This is a genomic window from Hoylesella buccalis ATCC 35310, assembly GCF_025151385.1.
Lineage (GTDB): Bacteria > Bacteroidota > Bacteroidia > Bacteroidales > Bacteroidaceae > Prevotella > Prevotella buccalis.
Map to the genome: position 1 here is coordinate 2882720 of NZ_CP102287.1, position 24751 is coordinate 2907470.

Sequence of the window (24751 nt, forward strand, 5' to 3'; positions counted from 1 at the left end):
TTTAATTGCTTTTAAATTGTTATTTATTCTAAAACTGGCTTTGTTTGTCATCCTTGCTTGACAATTTGAAGAATTTTATTTGTCGCTGTGCCAGCAAAAAACTATCTTTGCGATAGAATAAACAAAACAGAATGACTATGAAAACAGAGATTGCAGACCGACTTTCAGCGTTGCGAGAGGTGATGAAACGTGAGCGACTGGCCGCATTTATCTTTCCAAGTACCGACCCCCATAACAGCGAGTATGTGCCTGACCATTGGAAAGGGCGCGAGTGGATATCTGGTTTTGATGGCTCGGCCGGCGTGGCAGTCGTCACAATGAACCATGCTGCGCTGTGGACCGACTCGCGCTACTTCATCGCTGCGGCCAACCAACTGGCCGGAACCGAGTTCCAATTGATGAAGCAGGGCTTGCCCGAAACGCCCACCATAGCCGATTGGCTGGGTGCCGAACTCCAGCAAAGCGACAGTACCGAAATCGGTATGGATGGTCAGGTGAACGCTCACCAATTTGTGATGCAGATGAAACAGGACATGCGTGAGCGAGGTGGCATTACTATTCGGACGAATCTGGACCCACTGGCAATCATCTGGAAAGACCGTCCCAGCATCCCGAAAGACACGGTGCAGATTCAGCCCTTGCGGTATGCAGGCGAACGAACCGCTGACAAGCTGACCCGCATTCGTCAGGCCCTGCGCCAACAACATGCTGATGGCACCCTAGTTTCTGCCCTCGACGATATTGCCTGGACACTGAACCTGCGCGGTACCGACGTGCATTGCAACCCCGTGTTCGTGGCCTACCTGCTGATTAGTACCACGAAAGCCACCCTGTGCATCGATCCCGACAAGCTCACGCCCGACGTGAAAGCGTATCTGAAAGGTGAGGGTGTGGAGGTGAGCGGCTATGACCATATCAAGGATGTACTGGCTGACTATGGCGAATATAACATCGCATTGGATCCGCAGCAGATTAACCATCATCTTTTTGAAGGGCTGCGTGGCCCAAAAATTCTCCCGCTTACCAGTCCCATCCCTCTGTTGAAAGCAGTGAAGAACCAAGCCGAAATAGCAGGCTTCCGTGCCGCCATGGTGCGTGATGGCGTGGCGATGGTGAAATTCCTGCGATGGCTCAAGCCTGCCGTTGAGGCTGGTGGACAGACTGAGATGTCGCTCAATGAGAAGCTAACCGCCTTGCGTTCCGAACAAGACCTGTTCAGAGGCGTGTCCTTCGATACCATCGTGGGCTACGAGGAGCATGGCGCCATCGTGCACTATGAGGCCACACCCGCTACCGATGCGCCCATAGAGCCGCGGGGATTGGTGCTAATCGACAGCGGTGGGCAGTACCAGGACGGCACCACCGACATCACCCGAACCATCGCCTTGGGCGAGCTGACCGATGAACAGCGCCGCGTGTACACGCTGGTGCTGCGGGGACACATCCAGCTGGAGCTGTGCAAATTCCCGTCGGGGGCATGTGGCTCACAGCTCGACGCATTGGCACGGCAGCCCATGTGGCGCGAGGGAATGAACTTCATGCATGGCACCGGGCATGGCGTGGGTAGTTATCTCAACGTGCATGAGGGGCCTCATCAGATTCGTATGGAGTGGCGACCGGCTCCCTTGCTCGCCGGCATGACTGTTACCGATGAGCCGGGCATCTACATGGAGGGCAAGTTTGGCGTGCGAATAGAGAACACGTTGCTCGTCACACCTTACAAAGAAACCGAGTTTGGCAGCTTCCTGCAATTCGAATCGCTCACGCTGGCACCCATCGACACCACGCCCATCCTCATGGACATGCTGCTCGAGGAGGAAAAGGCATGGCTCAACGCCTATCATGCCGAGGTGTACCGGCAGCTCTCACCCCATCTAACCGATGAGGAAAACCAATGGCTCTCGGAAGCCACCAAAGCGATATAGGAGCAGTGGATGGGCAACTCTCCTCAAAAGTTTTAACCAACTCGTTCTTCTGCATGCGTTGTGATGACGACACGTTGTTGACAATTATCGGTCATTCAAAGCACTGAAAATCGTGATTCGGAATCGTTGTTTTTGTCAGATTTTATGGTCAAAAAACAGGTATCTCAAAAAGTTGATTATAGAAAACGCTGGTACTTTTCATGCAATTAAAATGCGCTATATTCGCCACTTTTAGGCATTGAAATATTCATCGTATTGACTTTCCTGCACAAAGGCATTGAGTTTGAACATCAAACTCAATGCCTTTGATAGGATACCTCATTGCTTTTGCAGCCGAAAAATGGATAGTTTTCGCGCATTTGCATAGCTTTTGATGCTTCTCGAAGGTGCTGTTTTTCTGTAAAGAGCTATCAATCAACGATATGTATTTTTGGCGTATATGCGGCCATGTGATGGACTCGTGCAAAATATTTGAGTATTCAGAAGGCGATTGTCAAGATATTTCAGTGAAAATCGACAGTGCAGGGTAATCAAAATCCATGCCCCACTAATCGTAGTCATCTATCTCATATCCTGTGTATGTTCTTTGAAATTATTTGAACAAATCTTTTTCATATTTCAAATATTCTATGTATATTTACAGCGTAATACTTATGGAATGCACAACTTGATCATAAAAAGCACAGCTAAAATTAGGTGATGCCCTGTTTGACGTAAGTCAGTATAAACGTGAAACCTAAACATTCTTAAATTAATACGATATGAGTAAACAAAAGTTTTTTCGAGGAGCTACGCTCTTCTTGTTTAGTCTGCTTTGCACACTGAGCAGCTATGCTCAGTCTACGGTTCAAGGAACTGTGAAAGACGAGGTAGGTGAACCCTTGATTGGAGCCACTATCCAAGTGAAAGGAGAGCAGGGTGGTACGGTTACCGATATTGATGGTAACTATCGCTTGGCTAATGTGAAAGAAAGCGCAACGCTGGTATTTACCTATGTGGGTTATGCAACCCAAGAGATTGCCGTGAAGGGTCAAACACAAATCAATGTGACCATGGAAACTGACAGACGCGATCTTGACGAGATTGTGGTTGTGGGTTATGCTGTTGGAACCAAGCGAAATGTTTCGGGTGCCATTGACCGCGTAGGAGAAAAAGATATGAACAAGGGTGTTGTGACCGATGCTACCGACGCATTGAAAGGCAAGGTGAGTGGCGTGGTGATCAGTAGTGCGGGTGGCGACCCCATGGGAACAGCCAATGTACGCATCCGTGGAACCTCTTCTCTTTCAGGTGGAAACGATCCGTTGGTCATCATTGACGGTATCTTTACTGACATGGCGATGTTCAATGCTTTGCAGCCTAACGACATTGAGAGTATGACCATCCTGAAGGACGCCTCTGAAACAGCACAGTATGGTTCGCGCGGTGCTGCCGGTGTTATTGTGGTAGCTACGAAGCGAGGCAAGAGCGGAACATCAAACATCAATTATAATGGAACCATTGGAATCAATTCTGTATTTAAAAATATAGAAATGCTTGACGCTTCAGCTTATCGTAACTTAGCGAAAGAACGCAACCTTACCTTTACCGATATGAAGGCTAACACCAATTGGCTGGATGCTGTAGAGCGTTCGACGGGTATGACGCAGAATCATCATGTTTCGTTCTCGTCTGGTAATGACAAGGGAAATTATAGAGCTAGCTTGGGATATATACAGCGTCAGGGTGCCATTCGTGGTTCGGAAATGCAAAACTATACCGCTAAATTAGATGCAACCCAGTTTGGATTTAACAAGAAACTGAAGTTAGAACTAGGCCTGCAAGTAGGTGAACGTAAAGGCAAGCATCAGTACGACATGTACCGCATGTTCTACTCGGCCGCTGCTTACAATCCTACTTATCCTACCCACAAGAATGCCCAAGGCATTTGGGATGAGGATTATTTGGCCAATGAGGTGTATAATCCACTTGGACAGTTGGAGATTCAGAATCAATATACTGCCAGTAATCAGAATGTACATGGCAAAGCTACATGGACATTGCTCGATGGCTTGTTCTTGAGTGCGTTCGGCAGTTACACGAAGTTCAACGTAGAGCTTCAGCGTTATCTTCCCAATGATATTAAACAAGGTATTGATAATGGTAATGGATGGGCTTACTTAAGAAATAAGAGACGCCAGGATTTGATGGGAAACATCCAGCTGACGTACAAGAAAGATTTTGGCGCTCATCATATTGATGCTTTGGCTTTGGTGGAAGGACAGAGTTATAAAACCTTTTGGAACAGTTCTGAAGCGCGAGGCTTTGAAACCAATTACTTTGGTGTGAACAACATGAAGGCCGGAGCCAATGTCTCTTGGGGTGACAACCAAAGTGAGTCAAAAGAATATATGCTGAACTCGTATATGGCTCGTATCAATTATATGTATGCTAACCGATCACTACTGTCCACGAAAATCTTTTAATAATCTCTTGAAACGCCTATAAATACAAGCTTGTAGGAGATAAAATAGACTCCCTACTTTTGAAAAGAGTATCTTTGCCACAAATTACAATTTGAAAGCAGATACTTATGAACAAAGGTCGATACGTATTTTCACAGCTGTGCGACTTTCTGCCGACAGACCATTTCAAATGGTTGATAAAAAAGTATGAAGGTAATAAATATGTGAAGAGTTTCACTTGTTGGAATCATCTGATGGTTCTTCTATTTGGTCAGTTGTCTAATCGTGAGGGATTACGAGACCTTATTGTAACCATCACTCCGTTCAAGTCAGCGTTCCACCATCTTGGTTTTGGAAAGAATGTCAGTAGAAGCAATTTGAGCAAGGCCAATGAAATACGCGAAGTCAAGATATTCCAAGAGTTTGCAGACAAGATGGTTTCCATAGCAAGAGAGAAACGAGGAGTCGTCAAGGACTTCTTCATATCGAACAATGTCTATGCGTTTGACTCCTCAACAATATCATTGTGCCTTTCTGTATACTGGTGGACTAAACTGCATCATGGGAAAGGAGGAGTGAAATTGCATGAACTGTATGACGTGAAGACAGACATTCCGACATTTTCTGTCATTACAGACGCTTCAGTTCACGATTCTCAAGTGATGGAGCTAATTCCCTATGAGAAAGAGAGTTTCTATATATTTGACAGAGCGTATATGGCAACTAGGAAACTTTATATAATAGAAGGAGCAGAAGCTTACTTTGTCGTGAGAGAGAAGCATAAAATGCCGTTTGAGGTCATAGAGGATAAAGAATACAACAACCCTTCATCTGGAATTATGGCTGACCAAATTATACGTTTCAAGGGATACAAGACTAAGAAGCAATATCCAAATAAACTTCGACGAGTGGTATTCTATGACTATGATGGTAATAGGACATTTGTATTTTACACGAACAATTTTGAAATTACAGCGGAACAGGTTGCTATGCTTTACAAATACAGATGGAGAGTAGAACTGTTCTTCAAATGGCTGAAGCAACATCTGCGCATCAAAGAGTTTTATGGAACCTCGGAGAATGCTGTAAAAATACAAATCTATGCAGCTATCATTGCATATTGTCTTGTCGTTATCGTACAAGAATGTATGGGGCTAAAGCTTCAAACCTATGATGTTCTAAGAATTTTAAGCACGGCATTGTTGACAAAAATGCCATTGTGTGACTTGCTCATTGAACAGAAAGAGGAAGAATTTACTGAAGGAAAAAACCTGCAGCTCTGCCTCAATTTTGATGGGTAACTATCAATTTGTTACTTTTTGAAATGTTAAAGGGTTTTCGTGGACAGTAGTGCTAACCGATATATCGCAACTGTCAATGTGCGTGCAGATGGTTCATCCAAGCTTGGCAGCGGGCATAAGTGGGGTTGGTTCCCATCAGCATCGTTGGCATGGGTGCTGTCAGAGGAAGATTTCATTAAACAGGCTAAATGGATTGATAACTTGAAGCTACGTGCTGGCTACGGTGTGACAGGTAATCAGGATGCCATTGATCCGTACAATTCGCTGGCTCTGTATAAACCCAATGGGGTAACGCCATACAATGGCGCCAATACAACCACCTTTGCCATTCAGAGTAACGATAACCCTGACTTGAAATGGGAGGTGAAGCATACATTTGACGTGGGCTTGGACTTTGCTGCTTTTGACAGTCGTTTGAAGTTAACTCTAGACTGGTACACTTCTAAGACAAAGGACTTGTTGTATACCTATACCGTTCCTGTTCCTCCATTTACCTACAATACCCTGTTGGCTAACATGGGTGAAATGACCAATAATGGACTTGAAATTGGACTGCGCGGTGATATCGTTCGTACGAAAGACTTTACTTTCAACTCGGGGCTGAATCTTTCTTTCCAAAAGAACAAGCTCAACTCTCTAAGTGGAACGTACAAAGGACAGAAGTTGACAACCAGCGAACACATTGTAGTAGCTGACGCTGGATCCGCTGGCTTGACACAGAATACAGGTGTTACCTATCTGATTGAAGGCGAACCGATAGGAACATTCTACATTCCTCATTGCACCGGAATCTCTAAAACAGGTCAGTATGAACTGGAAGATATCGTCAAAGATGGTAAAATTGATACCGGTGATGCAGGCGACCGCCGTGTAGCCGGACAGGCTATCCCCAAGGCTTATCTGGGTTGGGATTTCACCTTGAGTTACAAGAATTGGGATTTAACCATGCAATTCAACGGAGCCTTTGGTCACAAGATTTACAATGGAACATCTATGACCTATAGTAACATGAACAACTTCCCAACCTATAACATATTGGCTAATGCACCTGAAAAGAATATTCATGATATTCAGATCTCTGATTATTGGTTGGAGAAAGGCGACTATGTAAACTTCGAATATATCAACTTAGGCTATACATTCACGAAAGAACAGCTGAAGATGAATTGGATTCAGAACCTTCATCTTGGCTTGGCTGTCAACAATGTATGTACATTCACAGGTTACAGCGGTCTGACGTCCATGATTAACTCTGCGTCATTGGGTCGTATAGACGAAGGAACAGGAACAACTGGGACGCTGGGTGTTGATAATAAACGAATCTATCCATTGGTACGTACATTCTCATTCAATGTGTCTGTCAATTTCTAACCGTCTAAAATAAGAAAGGAATCAAATTATGAAAAAATATATATTTGGAACATTGCTTCTTTCTACGGCGCTGTTGTCGGGATGCTCACTGGATGAAACACCGAAGAGTGCATTTAGTGAAGAAGAAGCTTTCAAGTCTTCCACGCTGATTTATGCGAACTCTGTAGCCAACGTTTATTCGTCTATTCAAAATTATATCTATGGGCAAGATGCGGGTTCAATACACACCCTGCAGCAATATTCAAGTGACGAATCAATGATACCTGGCCGACAAGGTGACTGGGTGGATGGCGGTAAGTGGCAAAATTTCTTTTTGCACAACTTCGATTCGTCTGTGGATATGTATCGAAATATCTGGAACCAGATATACACCATTATTGGGCAAAGTAATAAGGGCATCGATAAGTTAAATGGGTTACAGAATAATGAAGATGCTGCTACTTATGTGTATGAGTTGCGTGCCTTGCGTGCCATCTTCTATTATTATTTGATGGACTTGTGGGGACAGGTGCCTTTGGTGACATCATCTAAAATTAATACCAATGATGTGGTTCAGAGTAATCGTGCGGATGTGTTCAAGTTTGTTGTATCTGAGCTTGAAGCCTGCTTGCCTCATTTGGCCGATGACATGAGTCAGAATGAAGGAAAATATTATGGTCGCATTACCAAACCTGTGGTTTACATGTGCTTGGTCAAGTGTGCGATGAACTCACCTTTATACACCATCAATCCTACATCGGCAACTAGTTATCAGGCTTTTGTCGGAAATGACATGAGTGGGAATAATACAGTAAGTGAAACGCTAGGAGCGAATGTTACAGAGTTGGGTAAAAAGGTTAGTATCACAGTTGACGGGAAAGCGCGTAATGCGTGGGAAACCGTGAAATATTGTGTGGAAAAGTTGGAAGCATTAGGTTATACTTTACAACCAAATTATGCAGACAATTTCACTATTAGCAACCAGAACTCTAAGGAGAACATCTTTACACGTCCTAATGATGACAAGACTTACCGGTATTATGATTATAACTTAATGCGCTCGTTGCACTACAACCATGCGGGCGCTATCGGGTATAGTGGTTGGAACGGTGCCTGTGCCACTGTGTTTGCCATGAATGTTTATGGATATGGAACGGCTGATGTTGACCCCCGTCTAAAGCTTAACTATTATACGGATAAGGACTACATGGAAGATACGGGTAAAGCTGTGGAGGACGGAGCTACAGGACAAGATCTTGAATATTTGCCTCTCAAGCCACAGGTTGACTTCCCCGCAGATGCCAACGCGCATGACGTGAAATGTGCGGGAGCGCGCATGAAGAAGTATCAACTTGACCTTACTTCGAGTACAAATGGTATTACAAACAATGACCTTGTGGTATGGCGCTACGCAGATGCGTTGCTGTTAAAGGCCGAGGCTGAATATCGTTTGGGTAATACGGGTGCGGCATTAGCTGCCATCAACACTGTTCGGGCACGTGTTGGCGCCCCAGCATTGACCTCTCTTACACTGAATGTTATTTCGAATGAACGTTTGAAAGAACTAGCTTGGGAGGGTGTGCGTCGTATGGATGCCATCCGATATGGTATCTTCACGCAGCCTACAAAAGATCGGTATGAGGGTGTGTGGCACAATGCTGTAGCAGGAAACTATCTGAATGATACACAAGGTTATACCACCATCTTCCCCATTCCTTATGATGTGATGAGCTTGAATAAGAATTTGAAGCAAAATCCTGGTTATTGAGTAAAATCAATCTGAGTGAAAATTGTTAGTGGATTGCCTGCAAAGCCCCAGTGAATGTGTGTTTCTATGACACGGTTAGTCATTCGCGGAGCTGACCATTGATGGTTTTATTCTCACGTCGATGTGGCTTTGCTGGGGTTCACCTGTATCTTTCATGTATATATGACGCATCTCCCGAGTATATATAAAAGGTAATGGCGATAATCAACTTGCTTTATTTTAAAAGTCACACAGCATCAGGATAAGTTGTCTGTATAATCGGAATGAACTCATGAATTTACTATTAATTCATGAGTTCATTTTAAATATTCTTCCTTTTCACTATTTTTTTTCGTATATTTGCATAGTAGCCTAAAGCGTGAAATGTAGGTAGCTGTTGTCGCTACTCATGTTTTAGGCACCTAAAACAGAGGAATATGAAGCGGAAAAAATTGTTTATCGTGTCGAATCGTTTGCCCGTGAAGGCAAAGGAAACCAGTGTAGGTCATTTTGAATTTGAACGTAGTGAAGGCGGCTTGGCAACGGGCTTGAACTCATTGCAAACATCCTATGAACAGCATTGGATAGGATGGCCGGGTGTTTGTTTGAAAAGGAAGGCTGATGAAAAGAAAATCAAGGAGGAGTTGGAGAAATTCAATTATCACCCGGTGTTCTTGAGTGCAACCCAATACAATAATTATTATGAGGGCTACAGTAACAGTACCATCTGGCCGCTGTGCCACTATTTTTATGAGTTCTCCAAGTACCGTAGAGGCTTTTGGCAGGCTTATCAGGACGTAAACAGGTTGTTCTGCAAGGAGGTGCTCAAACATATTGATGACGATAGCATGATATGGGTGCAGGATTACCAGCTGATGTTGTTGCCTGGGATGTTGCGTGATGGGAAGGCATCGTTGAAGATAGGCTATTTTCATCATATTCCGTTCCCCTCGTACGAGTTGTTCAGGGTGCTGCCCGAGCGTCGTAACTTGTTGAGAGGACTGCTGGGTGCCGACTTCATTGCTTTCCATACCCACGACTACATGCGACATTTCATCAGTGCCGTGGAGCGTACCTTGCATCTTGAGTTCAAGTTGAACGAGGTCATGGTAGACGGTCGTGCTGTGCATGTGGATGCCTTGCCAATGGGCATCAACTACGAGTTGTATCATGATGCTCCAAAGAAGCGACCCGTGAAGGATGCCATAAAACGTATGAAGAACCAGTTTGGTAAACATAAAATCATCTTGTCTGTAGACCGATTGGATTACAGTAAGGGCATCTTGCATCGACTGGTGGGCTTTGAAACGTTCTTGGAAAAGCATCCGGAGTATCAAAATAAGGTGACGCTGGCCATGATTATCGTGCCTTCGCGCGACAAAGTGAGCAGTTATGCTGAGATGAAACGGCGCATCGATGAGCGCATTGGTGCTATCAATGGCAAATATGCAGGTATCGGTTGGACACCCGTATGTTATTACTATCACCCTTTTCCTTTCGAAGATTTGGTGGCGATGTACAAGCTGGCTGATGTCGCTTTGGTCACTCCGCTGCGTGATGGTATGAATTTGGTGGCTAAGGAGTATGTCGCGACGAAAGACAATGACCTTGGTGTATTGATATTGAGCGAGATGGCCGGTGCGTCTTCTGAGCTTTCGGATGCCATCCAAATCAACCCAAATGATACCGACCAGATTAGCATGGCCATCTGCGAGGCGCTGGAAATGCCTGAAGAGGAGCAGAAAGAACGATTGCAGAACATGCAAGACATTGTTGGTAAGCAGAGCGTTAAGAAATGGGCAGGCGACTTTGTAGATGCGTGGAAAGAAGTTATTGAGCGCAATGAAACGCTCATGAAGAAATATATCTCTAAGAGAGTATTCTCGGACATCAAGCAAAAGTACAATGCCAGCAAACATAGACTCATCATGTTGGACTATGACGGTACATTGGCTGCTTTCCGTAGAGATCCTGAAAAAGCATCTCCCACTACCGAGGTGAAGAACATGTTGCGGAAGCTGTGTGATGATGAACGCAATACGGTGGTCATCAACAGTGGTCGCGATCACCGTACACTTGATAAGTGGTTGGGCGACCTGCCGCTGTCGTTTGCGGCCGAGCATGGTGCATTCTATAAGGAAAACGGCGTGTGGCACGAGAATGTGGAGCCACAGGCGTGGGACGAACGGCTCATGAGCATCCTTCGAGAATTTGAGGACAAAACACCTAACTCGCGTTTGGAGGTCAAAGCTACGGCCGTGGCATGGCATTATCGTAAGGTGGACAACTGGATTGGGATGTTCAGAGCACAACAGTTGATGCATGCCTTGATACCTATATGCTCTCAAAATAACCTCCAGATTATGCGAGGCAACAAGATTGTGGAAGTAAAGCCTGCCGAATATTCAAAAGGCTCGGAAGTACAACGTATCTTGAATCAACGTTCTTATGATTTTATCTTAGCCATTGGCGATGACGTGACCGATGAGGACATGTTCAGGGCTTTGCCAGAAGAAGCGGTAACCATCAAGGTGGGTTATGCTTGTGATGATGCCCGTTATAACCTGTTGGAACAGAAAGATGTGCTGCCTTTCTTGAATAATCTACTGTCGTGAACATGAGGCTTGTGCTGAACAAGGCTTTGATTAACTCATCTATAAAAAGCAGTCAATGCTTGGTTTAAAACTAATTTGACAGTCGAAACATTATCTAAAACAAACTGACAACCAATCAAAATATGAAATTAAACTACGGCGTGATAGGCAACAGTTGTACGGCGGCATTGGTCTCTGACCGTGCCTCGATAGACTGGCTTTGTATGCCTAATTTTGACTCTCCTTCGGTCTTTGCATCTTTGTTGGATCAAGAAAAGGGAGGGTCGTTTGGCTTCGAAGTAGGAGAAGAGTACGAAGTGACACAGGCCTATATACCGCATACCAATATATTGTCAACGACATTCACCTCGGAAGAAGGTGCTTTCGCTGTCGTTGATTTCATGCCTTGTTACCGAAAGGATCATAGTGATGAAAACTACAACCCGGCTGAGGTGTACCGGTATATCCGGCTGCTCAGCGGGCATCCAAGGTTTGCAGTCAACTATCAGCCCCGTCCTGATTATGCCCGAGGTAAGACCATCTATAACATGACGGAGCAATATATAGAATCGATGTCGTCATCTAACAGCAAAGACCGACAGTATCTGTATTCTTCCCTCCCGTTGCAGGATGTCTTGGATGGAGTTGTTTTCGAACTTGAGAAAGATGAATTCTTCTTGTTGGCATCCAATGAGAAGGTGGTTAAGATAGATCTTGAACGGGAGAAGATGGATTATTGTCGGACGTTGGTCTATTGGTTGAACTGGTCGAACATGACAAAGAAGTTCACCCACTATAACGATGTCATCGAGCGAAGTTTCCTAACCTTAAAACTGTTGTCCTTTTACAATGGTGCTGTGTTGGCCGCTTTGACCACCAGCCTGCCCGAAACGCCTGGAGAAGTGCGCAATTGGGATTACCGCTTTTGTTGGCTGAGGGACGCATCGATGACCATTGAGACGCACATCAACTTGGGACATACCCGTTCTGCAAAGCGATTCATGCGATTCGTGGAGTCTACATTCGTGGGCAATCATAACGGTTTCCAAATCATGTATGGCATCAGAGGAGAGCGCGACTTGGTGGAAGAACAGCTGGACCACTTCTCAGGCTTTCTCAATTCAAAGCCCGTTCGAATCGGTAACGCGGCCTATCATCAGAAGCAAAACGACTCATTTGGCTACCTCATGAATCTGATTTACCAGTATTTCAGTCTGATTCCCGGTTCATTAGACGATGTGGAGAATCTCTGGGATATGGTGAAAAACATCATGCGAACCGTCATAGACGACTGGCGTAAACCCGATAAGGGTATCTGGGAGATTCGTGGTGAGGCTCAGCACTTTGTTTCATCAAAGGTGATGTGCTGGGTGGCATTGGATCGTGGGGTGCGAATTGCCTCGCTCTTGGAGAAGTACGACTACGCAAAACGCTGGCGTGAAGAGGCCGATAAGGTGAAAGAAGACGTGTGGGCGAACGGCTGGAATGAGCAGTTGCAGAGCTTTACGCAAGCCTATGGCAGCACCTCGCTCGACTCTTCATTGTTGCTCATGGAGCATTATGGCTTTATTGATGCCGACGACATCTATTTTCATAAAACGGTGAAAGCCATCAAGAAGGCACTTTTCCACAACGGTTTGATGTACCGATACAACGTGGAAGACGATTTCGGACAGCCCAAGTCGGCCTTTACCATCTGCACGTTTTGGTTGATTCGGGCTTTGTTCGTCACGGGTGAGAAGGAGGAAGCCCGCAGCTTGTTCGACGAGTTGCTCACTTATTCGAACCATCTGGGGCTGTTCAGCGAGGATCTTGATTTTGAAACCAAAGAGCAACTTGGTAATTTTCCGCAGGCTTACTCACACTTAGCGCTGATTAACACCGCACTGCTTTTTACCGAAGAAGTGAAAAGCATGCATCTATAGTATAAACTTTAAAAACGAAAAACGAGATGAAACGAATGACAATGTACGCCGTGGGTATGGCTCTGATGGGCCTCTCACTGGTTTCATGTAGCACCAGTTCTGGAGAAAAGCAAAATACAGTTGCCGTCATGGGGACGGGAACCGTAAAGGCGCAGCCCGACATGGCGCAGATTAACGTCAGCTTCGCCCATACGGCGGCAACCACCCAGGAAGCAAAGAAGCTGGCCGATCAGACGCTGAAAGCAATAACCAAAATCTTGCAGGAGGAGAAAATTGACATTAAAAACCTGAAGACAACCGCCCTCAGTTATCAAGCTGACTATGAGTACAGAAACGGTCGGCGTGTACGCTTGGGACAGAGCGCACAGCAAAACGTCGAGATTACCGTCAGAAATATTGTCAAAGATGGCGGACGCCTTTCTACGTTGTTGGATAAGTTGGCAGCCATCAGCAACGTGGAACTCAATGAAATCAGCTTTGACATCGACCAGAAAACAGATTTGTTCAAGAAAAGTCGCGAACTGGCTTATCGCAAAGCGCATGAAAAGGCCGAACAGTATGCAGCATTATGTGGCAGGAAGTTGGGCAAGGTGATTACCATTGTAGAAAACAGCGGAGATGACGTCTCGTCTGCCTTGTTGAGTAATCGTGCAAAACTTGAGTACAAATCAAACGACATGGCGACAGTTCCAACCGGTCAAAACGAAATCAGCACAGATGTTCAGGTGGTCTTCTCATTGAAATAGGGAGGCAACCTACATCCTGTGTTTGCAAACACTCTAATGATACAAATGTTTGTTGTCAAGAAAATTCGTGCATATTGAATGTCATGTTTCTTGTTTTTTAACCGTTCAACCATATACATTGCATCTTGTTAGCGCTTGGCTACTTTTTTGTTAACGTAAACCGTATGGCTTGATGTAAAAATTAAAATGTAATCTAAAAACTTGGCTGTTTGATAAATAAGTCGTAATTTTGCACCCGCATTTGGTGGCGTGATGTCACCATGCAACATAATAAACTATAAACAATTAAATACAACAACATGATTATCGTACCAGTAAAAGATGGTGAAAACATCGAAAGGGCTCTTAAAAAATTCAAGAGAAAATTCGATAAAACCGGTGTGTCTAAAGAGTTGCGTGCTCGTCAGCAGTACAACAAGCCGTCGGTTTTGAAGCGCCTGAAGATGGAACGTGCCATCTACATACAGAAGTTGCGCGACGCAGAAGAGTAAAATCTTCTAAAAAATTTGGTAGTTTAAATTAATTTCCTTATTTTCGTTGCAAAATCTGATGCTGCTCTCTGTGAGAGGACATACATCGTTTCGAGAGAATGAAGCTTCAGATGCAATACTTCAACGGAAGGCGTCATGATAGAAGAGTTTTTGAACTACCTGAGATTTGAGAAAAATCGCTCAGAGCTTACAGCTAAAAGCTACGGCGATGACCTGAGGGCCTTTGAACGCTATTTTCAAGGCTTAGGGGATCAAATCACATGGGAGTCGGTAGACTCGGATATCATCCGCGGTTGGATGGAGGATATGATGGATCGTGGGAACAGTGCCACTTCAATTTGCAGAAGATTGAGTGCATTGCGTTCCTTCTATCGCTATTCCCTTTCCCGAGGCTTGGTTCAGGTCAATCCCACCCTGCGTATAGAACGTCCCAAGATGGGTAAACCCTTACCGCAGTTTTTGAAAGAATCAGAAATGGATGAGCTGCTGGATGCCAGCACATGGGATACCAGCTATCAAGATGCCCTCGCGCGTACCATTATTATTACCTTTTATGAAACAGGCATGCGGTTGGCGGAACTGATAGGGTTGGATGATGTTTCAGTAGACTTTGTCAACCGGCAGTTTAAAGTGCTGGGAAAAAGGAATAAACAGCGACTGGTTCCATTCGGTGATGAATTGTATCAGGTTCTTCAGGAGTATTTGAATCAACGTAACGATCAGATTGTGCGAAACTCGTCGGCCTTCTTTTTGTCAAAAAACGGTGTTCGACTGAACCACAACCAAGTCAGGTATCTTGTAAAGAAACATTTGTCGCTGGTCTGCACTTTGAAGAAACGTACACCACACGTGCTTAGGCACACCTTTGCAACCACGATGCTCAACAATGGGGCAGGGCTTGAAAACGTGCAAAAGTTGTTGGGGCATGAAAGTCTGGAAACAACCGAAATCTATACGCATACGACGTTTGAGCAGTTGAAAAAAGTCTATGAGAAGGCTCATCCCCGAGCTTAACCTTTTTAAAAATAACAGGAGGTATTATGGAAATTAAGATTCAGTCAATTCATTTTGACACTACCGAGAAATTGGAAGCCTTTATCGAAAAAAAAGTAGGCAAGTTAGAAAAAACATTGGAAGATATTCGGAAAGTAGAGGTGCAACTGAAATTAATCAAGCCAGCAACTGCATTGAACAAGCAGACAGCCTTAACGGTAGCCGTTCCTGGCAGTACTTTGTTTGTGGAGAAAACTTGTGATACATTTGAAGAGGGCGTTGACCTCTGTGTAGACGCGATGCGGGTTCAAATCTCCAAATACAAAGAAAAAATGCGGGCGCATTAAAAAAAAATCAAAAAAGCTTTGGCGATTAAAAAATAATCCCTATCTTTGCAGCCGTTTTACAACACGTATTAAACGAGTGGTTTGACGGCTGCATAGAATCGCCTCTTTAGCTCAGTTGGCCAGAGCACGTGATTTGTAATCTCGGGGTCGTTGGTTCGAATCCGACAAGAGGCTCTCCAACAAAGAGAAGTGCGGGTTGTAAAAACAAAAAGGGTAGTTACCAGAGTGGCCAAATGGGGCAGACTGTAAATCTGCTGTCTTTCGACTTCGGTGGTTCGAATCCATCACTACCCACTTCAGTAGAAGTTTTTGCGGAAATAGCTCAGTTGATAGAGCACTAGCCTTCCAAGCTGGGGGTCGCGGGTTTGAGCCCCGTTTTCCGCTCTCGCTGCTGTAATAGCTCAGTGGTAGAGCACTTCCTTGGTAAGGAAGAGGTCCTGAGTTCAACTCTCAGTTACAGCTCTACTTCGGTTCTATTTTATAGATCCTTTGTAGAAAAACAGAAAAAACTTTTGACTATTCATTTATATAAATAAAAAAGAAAAGCTATGGCTAAAGAAGAATTCAAACGTACCAAACCGCACGTTAACATTGGTACAATTGGTCACGTTGACCACGGTAAGACTACTTTGACAGCTGCCATCTCTAAAACTCTTCATGACAAGGGTTTCGGTGGTGAGGATGTAAAGTCGTTTGACCAAATTGACAATGCTCCTGAGGAGAAAGAGCGTGGTATCACCATCAACTCTTCACACATCGAGTATGAAACAGCTAAACGTCACTACGCACACGTAGACTGTCCGGGTCACGCCGACTATGTAAAGAACATGGTTACTGGTGCTGCTCAGATGGATGGCTCTATCCTTGTAGTTGCTGCTACTGATGGTCCTATGCCACAGACACGTGAGCACGTGCTTTTGGCTCGTCAGGTAAACGTTCCTCGTTTGGTTGTGTTCATGAACAAGTGTGACTTGGTAGAAGACGAAGAGATGCTTGAACTCGTTGAAATGGAGTTGCGCGAACTTCTTGAGCAATACGAATTCGAAGAGGATACTCCAATCGTTCGTGGTTCTGCACTGGGTGCATTGAATGGTGTTGACAAGTGGGTTGACAGCGTGATGACGTTGATGGACACTGTTGACGAGTGGATTCAAGAGCCAGAGCGTGACCTTGACAAACCTTTCTTGATGCCAGTAGAGGACGTGTTCTCTATCACAGGTCGTGGTACCGTTGTAACAGGACGTATTGAGACTGGTAAGGTAAAGGTTGGCGACGAGATTCAGTTGCTCGGTCTTGGTGAGGACAAGAAGTCTGTTGTAACAGGCGTTGAAATGTTCCGTAAGATTCTTTCTGAAGGTGAAGCAGGTGATAACGTAGGACTTTTGCTCCGCGGTATCGATAAGGATGAAGTAAAGCGTGGTATGGTTGTTGTACACCCAGGTGCCATCACTCCTCACGATCACTTCAAGGCTTCCATCTATGTATTGAAGAAGGAAGAGGGTGGACGTCATACTCCATTCGGAAACAAGTATCGTCCTCAGTTCTATCTCCGTACAATGGACTGTACAGGTGAGATCACTTTGCCAGAAGGCGTAGAGATGGTGATGCCTGGTGACAACGTAGAGATTGAGGTTACCTTGATTTACAAGGTTGCCCTGAACGAAGGTCTTCGTTTCGCTATCCGTGAGGGTGGTCGTACCGTAGGTTCTGGCCAGATCACACAGATTCTTGACGACGTAAAGTAAATTGACCACACGCGAGTAAAAGTATACCTTTTCTCGTTATCATACAAAGTTCCCGCAATGCGGTTGCGGGGACTTCTTTTACGGGTTTAGCTCAGTTGGTAGAGCACTGGTCTCCAAAACCAGGTGTCGAGAGTTCGAGTCTTTCAACCCGTGCTAAAAAGAAAATCATATGTTTAAGAAGATTGAAAGTTTTTTCAAGAATGTAGTAAATTACTGCAAAGCTTGCTATGATGAACTTGCGCATAAAACTACTTGGCCTACAAGCCGGGAATTAACTCACAGTGCAGTGGTTGTATTATCTGCTTCCCTAGTCATTGCACTGATTGTGTTCTGTATGGACTGGTGCTTCCAGCACTTGATGGGCATTGTTTATCCAGGTTAAATCATTAGGATATGGCAGAAACAAAAAAGAATTGGTATGTACTGCGTGCTGTCAGTGGAAAAGAAGCCAAGTTGAAAGAATACATCGAGGCTGAAATCAAACACAACACGTTGTTACAACAGCATGTCTCTCAGGTTTTGATACCGATGGAGAAACATGCAACCTTGCGTAATGGCAAGAGAGTTGAAAAGGAGAAGATCAGTCTCCCGGGATACATTTTTGTTGAAGCTTCCCTCGTGGGTGATGTGGCGCATACTTTGCGTTTTATGCCCAATTGCTTGGGTTTCCTAGGAGGATTGGATAATCCATCCCCTGTTCCCCAGTCTGAAATCAATCGTATGCTTGGCGAAGCCGAAGATACCGAAATAATGAACGGGATTGAAGTTCCTTATGAGGTTGATGAGGTTGTCAAGGTAACAGATGGGCCTTTTAGTGGGTTCAGTGGCGTCATTGAAGAGGTGAATGCCGAGAAACATAAACTGAAGGTCTTGGTAAAGATTTTTGGACGTAAGACTCCGTTGGAACTAAGTTTTATGCAAGTTGAAAAAGAGGCTTAACGCAGTTACGGGCGTTAGGTTATCTTTCGTATATATTAAATTAAATATTAACAAAAATGGCTAAAGAAGTAGCTGGATTAATCAAATTACAGATTAAAGGTGGTGCTGCGAATCCTTCTCCACCAGTAGGACCTGCTTTGGGTTCTAAGGGTATCAATATCATGGGATTCTGCAAGGAGTTCAACGCCAGAACCCAGGATAAGGCAGGGAAAATCATTCCTGTTATTATCACTTACTATACTGACAAGTCATTCGATTTTGTTCTCAAAACACCTCCTGCAGCCGTACAGCTCAAGGAGATGGCAAAAGTAAAGACAGCCTCAGCTCAGCCTAATCGCCAGAAGGTAGCTTCCGTTACTTGGGATCAAGTACGGACTATTGCTGAAGATAAGATGGCCGATTTGAACTGTTTTACTATTGAGAGTGCAATGAGACTTGTTGCAGGTACTGCACGTAGTATGGGTATTACTGTAAAAGGGGAATTCCCTGGAAATAATTAAAACTTCAATTAGAAATGAGTAAACTGACAAAAAATCAGAAATCAGTAGCTGAGAAGGTTGAAGCAGGGAAGGCATACACATTGAAAGAGGCTTCAGAATTGGTGAAGGAAATCACCACCACCAAGTTTGATGCATCTCTGGATATTGATGTTCGCTTAGGCGTAGACCCACGAAAGGCTAACCAGATGGTGCGAGGTGTTGTTACACTCCCACACGGAACTGGTAAGGTTACTCGTGTTCTCTGCCTCTGTACTCCTGATCAGGAAGCAGCTGCCAAGGAAGCAGGTGCCGACTATGTTGGTCTGGATGAGTATATCGAAAAGATCAAAGGTGGATGGACAGATGTAGATGTAATCATTACAATGCCATCATGCATGGGAAAAGTAGGTCCTTTGGGTCGTGTGCTCGGACCTCGTGGCTTGATGCCTAACCCTAAAAGTGGTACGGTAACGATGGATGTTGCTAAGGCAGTTTCGGAAATCAAGAAGGGTAAGATAGACTTTAAAGTTGACAAGGCAGGTATCATACATACCTCCATTGGCAAAGTAAGCATGACAGCAGAGCAAATCTATGGCAATGCGAAGGAGTTTATCTCTACGGTTATCAAATTGAAACCGACTGCTGCAAAAGGTACGTACATCAAGAGTATCTTTATTTCCAGCACTATGAGTAAGGGTATCAAGATTGATCCTAAATCAGTTGAATAACTCTAAAAGTTTTGTAAAATGAAAAAGGAAGTAAAAGATACTATAATCGTTGAACTAGGTGAGAAGCTTAAGGAGTTTCCACATTTCTATCTTGTAGACCTTACAGGATTGAATGCTGGAGCTACCAGTGCACTTCGTCGCAAATGCTTCAAGAACGAGATCAAGATGGTCGTTGTGAAGAATACGCTTCTGCAGAAAGCTTTCGACGCATCTGATGTTGACTATGAACCTTTGTACGACAGTTTGAAAGGCAGCACCGCTGTGATGTTCACACAGACAGCCAATGTGCCTGCTAAACTACTGAAGGAATATCAAAAGGAAGGAATTCCTGCCCTCAAAGCTGCTTATGCTGAAGAAAGTATCTATGTAGGTGCTGATAAATTAGCTGAGCTGGCTGCTCTCAAGAGCAAGAACGAAGTTATCGCAGAGATTGTGGCATTGCTGCAATCGCCCGCAAAGAACGTTGTTTCTGCTCTCCAATCGGGTGCAAACACCATTCATGGCGTGCTGAAGACATTAGGCGAGCGTCCTGAATAATCAACGATGCTCATTCATGGATGACATCAACAGTAAATAATTAGACAAAAAATAAATTAAATTTTTAGAATAAAATGGCAGATATTAAAGCTATTGCTGAAGAATTGGTAAATTTGACAGTTAAGGAAGTTAATGAGTTGGCAACAGTCCTCAAGGACGAGTATGGTATTGAGCCCGCTGCTGCAGCTGTTGCTGTAGCTGCTGGTCCTGCTGCTGGTGCAGCTGACGCAGCTGAAGAGAAGACATCTTTTGATGTTGTCTTGACAGAAGTTGGCGCTACTAAGCTTCAGGTTGTAAAGGCTGTGAAAGAAGCTTGTGGCCTTGGCTTGAAGGAAGCAAAGGACTTGGTAGACGGTGCTCCTGCTACCATCAAAGAAGGCTTGTCTAAGGACGAAGCTGAGAACTTGAAGAAGGCTATCGAAGCAGCCGGCGCTAAGGCAGAACTCAAGTAAGCTTAAATATTTGGTACAGTATAGCCTTAGAGGTTATACGGTGCCAATTACTTTTATTACGAATGTGGTTAGGATTTGCTCAGTAAGCATGTCCTAACCATTTTGTGTCTTAAGATGACAAAATCCTAATTGGCTCACGGGATTGTTTTCCCAATCATAAAATATATGGCTACAAAAATCATTGATAACAGAATTAATTTTGCAAGCGTGCATAATCCGGTTCCTTTTCCGGATTTTCTCGATGTGCAATTAAAGTCCTTCAAGGATTTCTTACAGTTGGAAACCCCACCTGAGGAACGCAAGAATGACGGTTTGTATAAGGTGTTCGCCGAGAACTTCCCTATCACCGATACGCGTAATAATTTCGTTCTCGAGTTCTTGGATTACTTTATCGATCCTCCTAGATATTCCATTGAAGAATGTCTGGAGCGCGGATTGACCTATAGTGTGCCCTTGAAGGCGAAGATGAAACTTTATTGTACAGATCCCGATCATGAAGATTTTGGTACCTTTATCCAGGACGTTTTCCTGGGTACCATTCCATACATGACGGATAATGGTACTTTTGTTATCAATGGTGCAGAGCGTGTTGTTGTTTCTCAGCTGCATCGCTCTCCAGGTGTATTCTTCGGTCAAGGAGTACATGCTAATGGTACAATGTTGTACTCTGCCCGAATCATTCCGTTCAAAGGTTCGTGGATTGAGTTCGCAACAGACATTAATAATGTGATGTATGCCTACATTGATCGTAAGAAGAAACTGCCTGTTACCACTTTGTTGCGTGCCATAGGTTATCAGTCGGATAAAGACATCCTTCAAATCTTTGATCTTGCCGAAGAAATAAAGGTGAATAAGAAGAACATGAAAGCCGCTGTTGGACGACGGTTGGCTGCACGTGTTCTAAAAAGCTGGAATGAAGACTTTGTGGATGAGGATACGGGTGAAGTGGTATCTATCGAACGCAATGAGGTCATCATGGAACGCGAAACAGAAATCACTGCTGAGAATGTCCAAGACATCTTGGATAGTGGTGCTTCGACGCTCCTGTTACATAAGGACTCTGAGATGGCTAACAAGTTTGCCATCATCTTCAATACGCTGTCGAAGGATCCTTCCAACTCAGAAAAAGAGGCGGTTACCTATATTTATCGTCAGTTGCGTAATGCCGAACCGGTAGATGACGCCAGTGCCAGAGAGGTATTTAATAACTTGTTCTTCTCTGACAAGCGTTATGACTTGGGAGAAGTAGGCCGCTATCGTATCAATAAGAAACTGGGCCTGGATACCGACATGGATATCCGTGTGTTGACCAAAGATGATATCATTGCGATCATCAAATATTTGATTCAGTTGGTTAACTCTAACGCGACGGTGGACGACATTGACCACTTGTCTAACCGACGCGTTCGTACAGTTGGTGAGCAGTTATCCAATCAGTTCTCTATTGGGTTGGCCCGTATGAGTAGGACCATTCGTGAACGCATGAACGTGCGTGACAACGAAGTCTTTACGCCTACTGATTTGATCAATGCCAAGACCATCACTAGCGTAATCAACTCGTTCTTTGGAACCAACCCATTGTCACAGTTCATGGATCAAACCAATCCATTGGCTGAGGTCACTCACAAGCGTCGTTTGTCAGCGTTAGGCCCTGGTGGACTTTCACGTGAACGTGCAGGTTTCGAAGTGCGTGACGTACACTATACACACTATGGTCGTTTGTGTCCTATTGAAAGTCCTGAAGGACCAAACATTGGCTTGATTTCTTCACTTTGCGTGTATGCTAAGATCAACGACATGGGCTTCATTGTTACTCCTTATCGAAAAGTTAAGGATACAAAAGTAGACATGAACAATGATCATATCGTGTTCATGACTGCAGAGGAAGAGGAAGATTTGCTTGTTGGACAGGGAAATGCTCCGTTGCGTAAAGATGGTTCATTTATTCGTGACTATGTTAAATGCCGTCAAGATGCCGACTACCCAGTAGTAGATCCTGATGAAGTTGCCTTGATGGATGTTTCTCCACAGCAGATTGCTTCTGTTTCTGCTGCGCTGATTCCTTTCTTGGAGCATGACGATGGTCACCGCGCGTTGATGGGATGTAACATGATGCGTCAGGCCGTACCTTTGCTTCACAATGATGCACCAATCGTAGGAACAGGATTGGAGAAGCAGGTGTGTGAAAACTCTCGTACGATGATTACTGCCGAAGGTGATGGCGTGATAGAATATGTTGATGCTACAACCATTCGTATCTTATATGACCGCACCGAGGAAGAAGAGTTTGTAAGTTTCGAACCAGCCTTGAAGGAATATCGTATTCCCAAGTTCCGTCGTACCAATCAAAATATGACCATCGACTTGCGTCCTATTTGTGTGAAAGGTCAACGTGTGAAGGATGGCGACATCTTAACTGAGGGCTACGCTACCGAAAATGGTGAGCTGGCGCTCGGTCGTAATATGTTGGTGGCTTACATGCCATGGAAGGGATACAACTATGAGGATGCTGTGGTTATTTCCGAACGTGTCGTTCGTGATGACGTGTTGACATCTGTCCACGTTGATGAGTATTCTCTTGATGTCCGCGAAACAAAGCGAGGCATGGAAGAGTTTACCAACGACATCCCCAATGTTAGTGAAGAGGCAACCAAGGATCTTGATGAAAATGGTGTCATCAGGGTAGGTGCACGTGTGGAGCCAGGTGATATCTTAATTGGTAAGATTTCACCTAAGGGCGAGAGCGATCCTTCTCCTGAAGAGAAATTGCTTCGTGCCATCTTTGGTGACAAAGCTGGAGACGTGAAGGATTCTTCTTTGAAGGCCAATCCATCTTTGAGTGGTGTCGTGATTGACAAAAAACTCTTTACGCGTGCGATTAAGACACGTGAGACCAAGAAGCATGATAAACTGATTCTTGCGAAGATTGACGAAGAGTACGAAGCCAAGAATACAGACTTGAAGGATATCCTGGTAGACAAGTTGTTGACTTTGACTGAGAGCAAAAAGTCACAAGGTGTGAAAGATTATACGGGTGCCGAGATTATTACAAAGGGAAGCAATTTTACAGCTGCCGCTTTGAAGAATCTGGAGTATGACGGAATTCAGTCAAACGATTGGACGGATGATGACCATACCAATGGCCTCATCCAGACGTTGATACTCAATTATATCCGAAAATACAAGTTGCTTGATGCTGAATTGAAGCGTCGTAAGTTTGCCATCTCTATCGGTGACGAACTCCCAACAGGCGTTTTGCAGATGGCAAAGGTATACATCGCTAAGAAACGTAAGATTAGTGTGGGTGATAAACTCGCAGGACGCCATGGTAACAAGGGTATCGTGTCTAAGATTGTCCGTGTAGAGGATATGCCATTCTTGGAAGACGGTCGTCCGGTTGACTTGGTGCTGAACCCATTGGGTGTGCCTTCTCGTATGAACCTGGGACAGATATTCGAAGCTATCCTTGGTGCTGCCGGTCGCAAGCTGGGTGTTAAGTTTGCTACACCTATTTTCGATGGTGCTAAATTGGATGATTTATCAGAATGGACAGACAAAGCCGGATTGCCTCACTTGTGTTCTACCCATCTGTATGATGGAGAAACAGGAAAGAAGTTTGACCAGCCTGCAACGGTGGGTATCACCTATTTCTTGAAGCTCGGACACATGGTTGAGGATAAAATGCATGCACGCTCTATTGGTCCTTACTCTTTGATTACCCAACAGCCACTTGGTGGTAAAGCACAGTTCGGTGGACAACGTTTTGGTGAGATGGAGGTGTGGGCTCTTGAAGCTTTCGGAGCCAGTCATGTGTTACAAGAGATTCTCACCATCAAGTCAGATGACACCGTTGGGCGCAGCAAGGCTTACGAAGCCATCGTCAAAGGCGATTCCATGCCAACACCTGGTATTCCTGAATCGTTGAATGTGCTTCTCCATGAATTGCGTGGACTCGGATTGAGCGTGAAACTCGATTAGTAATGAATAGATTGTTTTCACACAATAAAG

At 44.5% G+C, this 24751-nt stretch carries 18 protein-coding genes, 5 tRNA genes and 1 pseudogene; all 24 read left to right on the plus strand.

Translation table 11 applies throughout. The annotated features are described in order from the left end of the window. Positions 1 to 131: 131 nt before the first annotated feature. The 24 genes and pseudogenes from NQ518_RS11800 (at position 132) to rpoB (ending at position 24721) form a co-directional block, all read left to right on the plus strand. The gene (locus NQ518_RS11800; RefSeq protein ID WP_374211120.1) at positions 132 to 1925 is read left to right on the plus strand and encodes an aminopeptidase P family protein; all 1794 of its coding nucleotides are present in this window, start codon (positions 132 to 134) and stop codon (positions 1923 to 1925) included. A gap of 761 nt (positions 1926 to 2686) precedes the next feature. Continuing rightward, positions 2687 to 4390, plus strand: a complete 1704-nt coding sequence (locus NQ518_RS11805) for a SusC/RagA family TonB-linked outer membrane protein (RefSeq protein ID WP_227961733.1) — start codon at positions 2687 to 2689, stop codon at positions 4388 to 4390. Positions 4391 to 4497: 107 nt separating this feature from the next. Next, the gene (locus NQ518_RS11810; RefSeq protein ID WP_227208630.1) at positions 4498 to 5670 is read left to right on the plus strand and encodes an IS4 family transposase; all 1173 of its coding nucleotides are present in this window, start codon (positions 4498 to 4500) and stop codon (positions 5668 to 5670) included. A 51-nt stretch (positions 5671 to 5721) separates the two neighbouring features. Next, a pseudogene (locus NQ518_RS11815) lies at positions 5722 to 7041 on the plus strand (TonB-dependent receptor domain-containing protein); the annotation flags it as partial. 28 nt (positions 7042 to 7069) lie between these two features. Next, complete coding sequence (locus NQ518_RS11820; RefSeq protein WP_227961732.1) at positions 7070 to 8788, plus strand: RagB/SusD family nutrient uptake outer membrane protein; 1719 nt, start codon at positions 7070 to 7072, stop codon at positions 8786 to 8788. A 416-nt stretch (positions 8789 to 9204) separates the two neighbouring features. Beyond that, positions 9205 to 11382, plus strand: a complete 2178-nt coding sequence (locus NQ518_RS11825; RefSeq protein ID WP_227961730.1) for a bifunctional alpha,alpha-trehalose-phosphate synthase (UDP-forming)/trehalose-phosphatase — start codon at positions 9205 to 9207, stop codon at positions 11380 to 11382. A gap of 122 nt (positions 11383 to 11504) precedes the next feature. Next, entirely contained in the window at positions 11505 to 13286 is a 1782-nt protein-coding gene (locus NQ518_RS11830) for a glycoside hydrolase family 15 protein (protein WP_227961728.1), read from the plus strand. A gap of 26 nt (positions 13287 to 13312) precedes the next feature. Further along, positions 13313 to 14032: an SIMPL domain-containing protein gene (locus NQ518_RS11835; RefSeq protein ID WP_227961726.1), complete on the plus strand. Its 720-nt coding sequence runs from the start codon at positions 13313 to 13315 to the stop codon at positions 14030 to 14032. Between the two features lie 299 nt (positions 14033 to 14331). Continuing rightward, positions 14332 to 14523 (plus strand): 30S ribosomal protein S21, encoded by a 192-nt coding sequence (gene rpsU / locus NQ518_RS11840; protein WP_004350084.1) that lies wholly within the window; start codon positions 14332 to 14334, stop codon positions 14521 to 14523. Positions 14524 to 14658: 135 nt separating this feature from the next. After that, entirely contained in the window at positions 14659 to 15537 is an 879-nt protein-coding gene (locus NQ518_RS11845; RefSeq protein WP_227961724.1) for a tyrosine recombinase XerC, read from the plus strand. A 26-nt stretch (positions 15538 to 15563) separates the two neighbouring features. Beyond that, positions 15564 to 15863, plus strand: coding sequence for a ribosome hibernation-promoting factor, HPF/YfiA family (gene hpf, locus NQ518_RS11850; RefSeq protein WP_227961722.1), 300 nt, complete (start codon positions 15564 to 15566; stop codon positions 15861 to 15863). A 100-nt stretch (positions 15864 to 15963) separates the two neighbouring features. Then, positions 15964 to 16037: transfer RNA gene (locus tag NQ518_RS11855), tRNA-Thr, on the plus strand. A gap of 37 nt (positions 16038 to 16074) precedes the next feature. Further along, positions 16075 to 16157 (plus strand) — tRNA-Tyr (locus NQ518_RS11860). Between the two features lie 17 nt (positions 16158 to 16174). Further along, positions 16175 to 16247 (plus strand) — tRNA-Gly (locus NQ518_RS11865). Between the two features lie 6 nt (positions 16248 to 16253). Then, positions 16254 to 16325 (plus strand) — tRNA-Thr (locus NQ518_RS11870). Between the two features lie 86 nt (positions 16326 to 16411). Next, on the plus strand, positions 16412 to 17608 hold the full coding sequence (gene tuf, locus NQ518_RS11875; RefSeq protein WP_004350087.1) for an elongation factor Tu: 1197 nt from the start codon (positions 16412 to 16414) through the stop codon (positions 17606 to 17608). An 80-nt stretch (positions 17609 to 17688) separates the two neighbouring features. Next, positions 17689 to 17761, plus strand: a tRNA-Trp gene (locus NQ518_RS11880). A 16-nt stretch (positions 17762 to 17777) separates the two neighbouring features. After that, positions 17778 to 17990: a preprotein translocase subunit SecE gene (gene secE / locus NQ518_RS11885; protein WP_081454883.1), complete on the plus strand. Its 213-nt coding sequence runs from the start codon at positions 17778 to 17780 to the stop codon at positions 17988 to 17990. Positions 17991 to 18001: 11 nt separating this feature from the next. Continuing rightward, positions 18002 to 18547 carry a transcription termination/antitermination protein NusG gene (gene nusG / locus NQ518_RS11890; protein WP_227206776.1) on the plus strand — a complete coding sequence of 182 codons (546 nt, stop codon included), beginning with the start codon at positions 18002 to 18004 and terminating at the stop codon, positions 18545 to 18547. 56 nt (positions 18548 to 18603) lie between these two features. Continuing rightward, on the plus strand, positions 18604 to 19047 hold the full coding sequence (gene rplK / locus NQ518_RS11895) for a 50S ribosomal protein L11 (protein WP_023057936.1): 444 nt from the start codon (positions 18604 to 18606) through the stop codon (positions 19045 to 19047). Between the two features lie 14 nt (positions 19048 to 19061). Continuing rightward, entirely contained in the window at positions 19062 to 19754 is a 693-nt protein-coding gene (gene rplA / locus NQ518_RS11900) for a 50S ribosomal protein L1 (RefSeq protein ID WP_023057894.1), read from the plus strand. An 18-nt stretch (positions 19755 to 19772) separates the two neighbouring features. After that, a complete protein-coding gene (gene rplJ / locus NQ518_RS11905; RefSeq protein ID WP_227961720.1) occupies positions 19773 to 20291 on the plus strand; it encodes a 50S ribosomal protein L10 in 519 nt (172 codons plus the stop codon). 74 nt (positions 20292 to 20365) lie between these two features. After that, positions 20366 to 20743 (plus strand): 50S ribosomal protein L7/L12, encoded by a 378-nt coding sequence (rplL, locus tag NQ518_RS11910; protein ID WP_004350093.1) that lies wholly within the window; start codon positions 20366 to 20368, stop codon positions 20741 to 20743. Between the two features lie 165 nt (positions 20744 to 20908). Then, entirely contained in the window at positions 20909 to 24721 is a 3813-nt protein-coding gene (gene rpoB, locus NQ518_RS11915; protein WP_227961719.1) for a DNA-directed RNA polymerase subunit beta, read from the plus strand. The last annotated feature ends 30 nt before the right edge of the window (positions 24722 to 24751 follow it).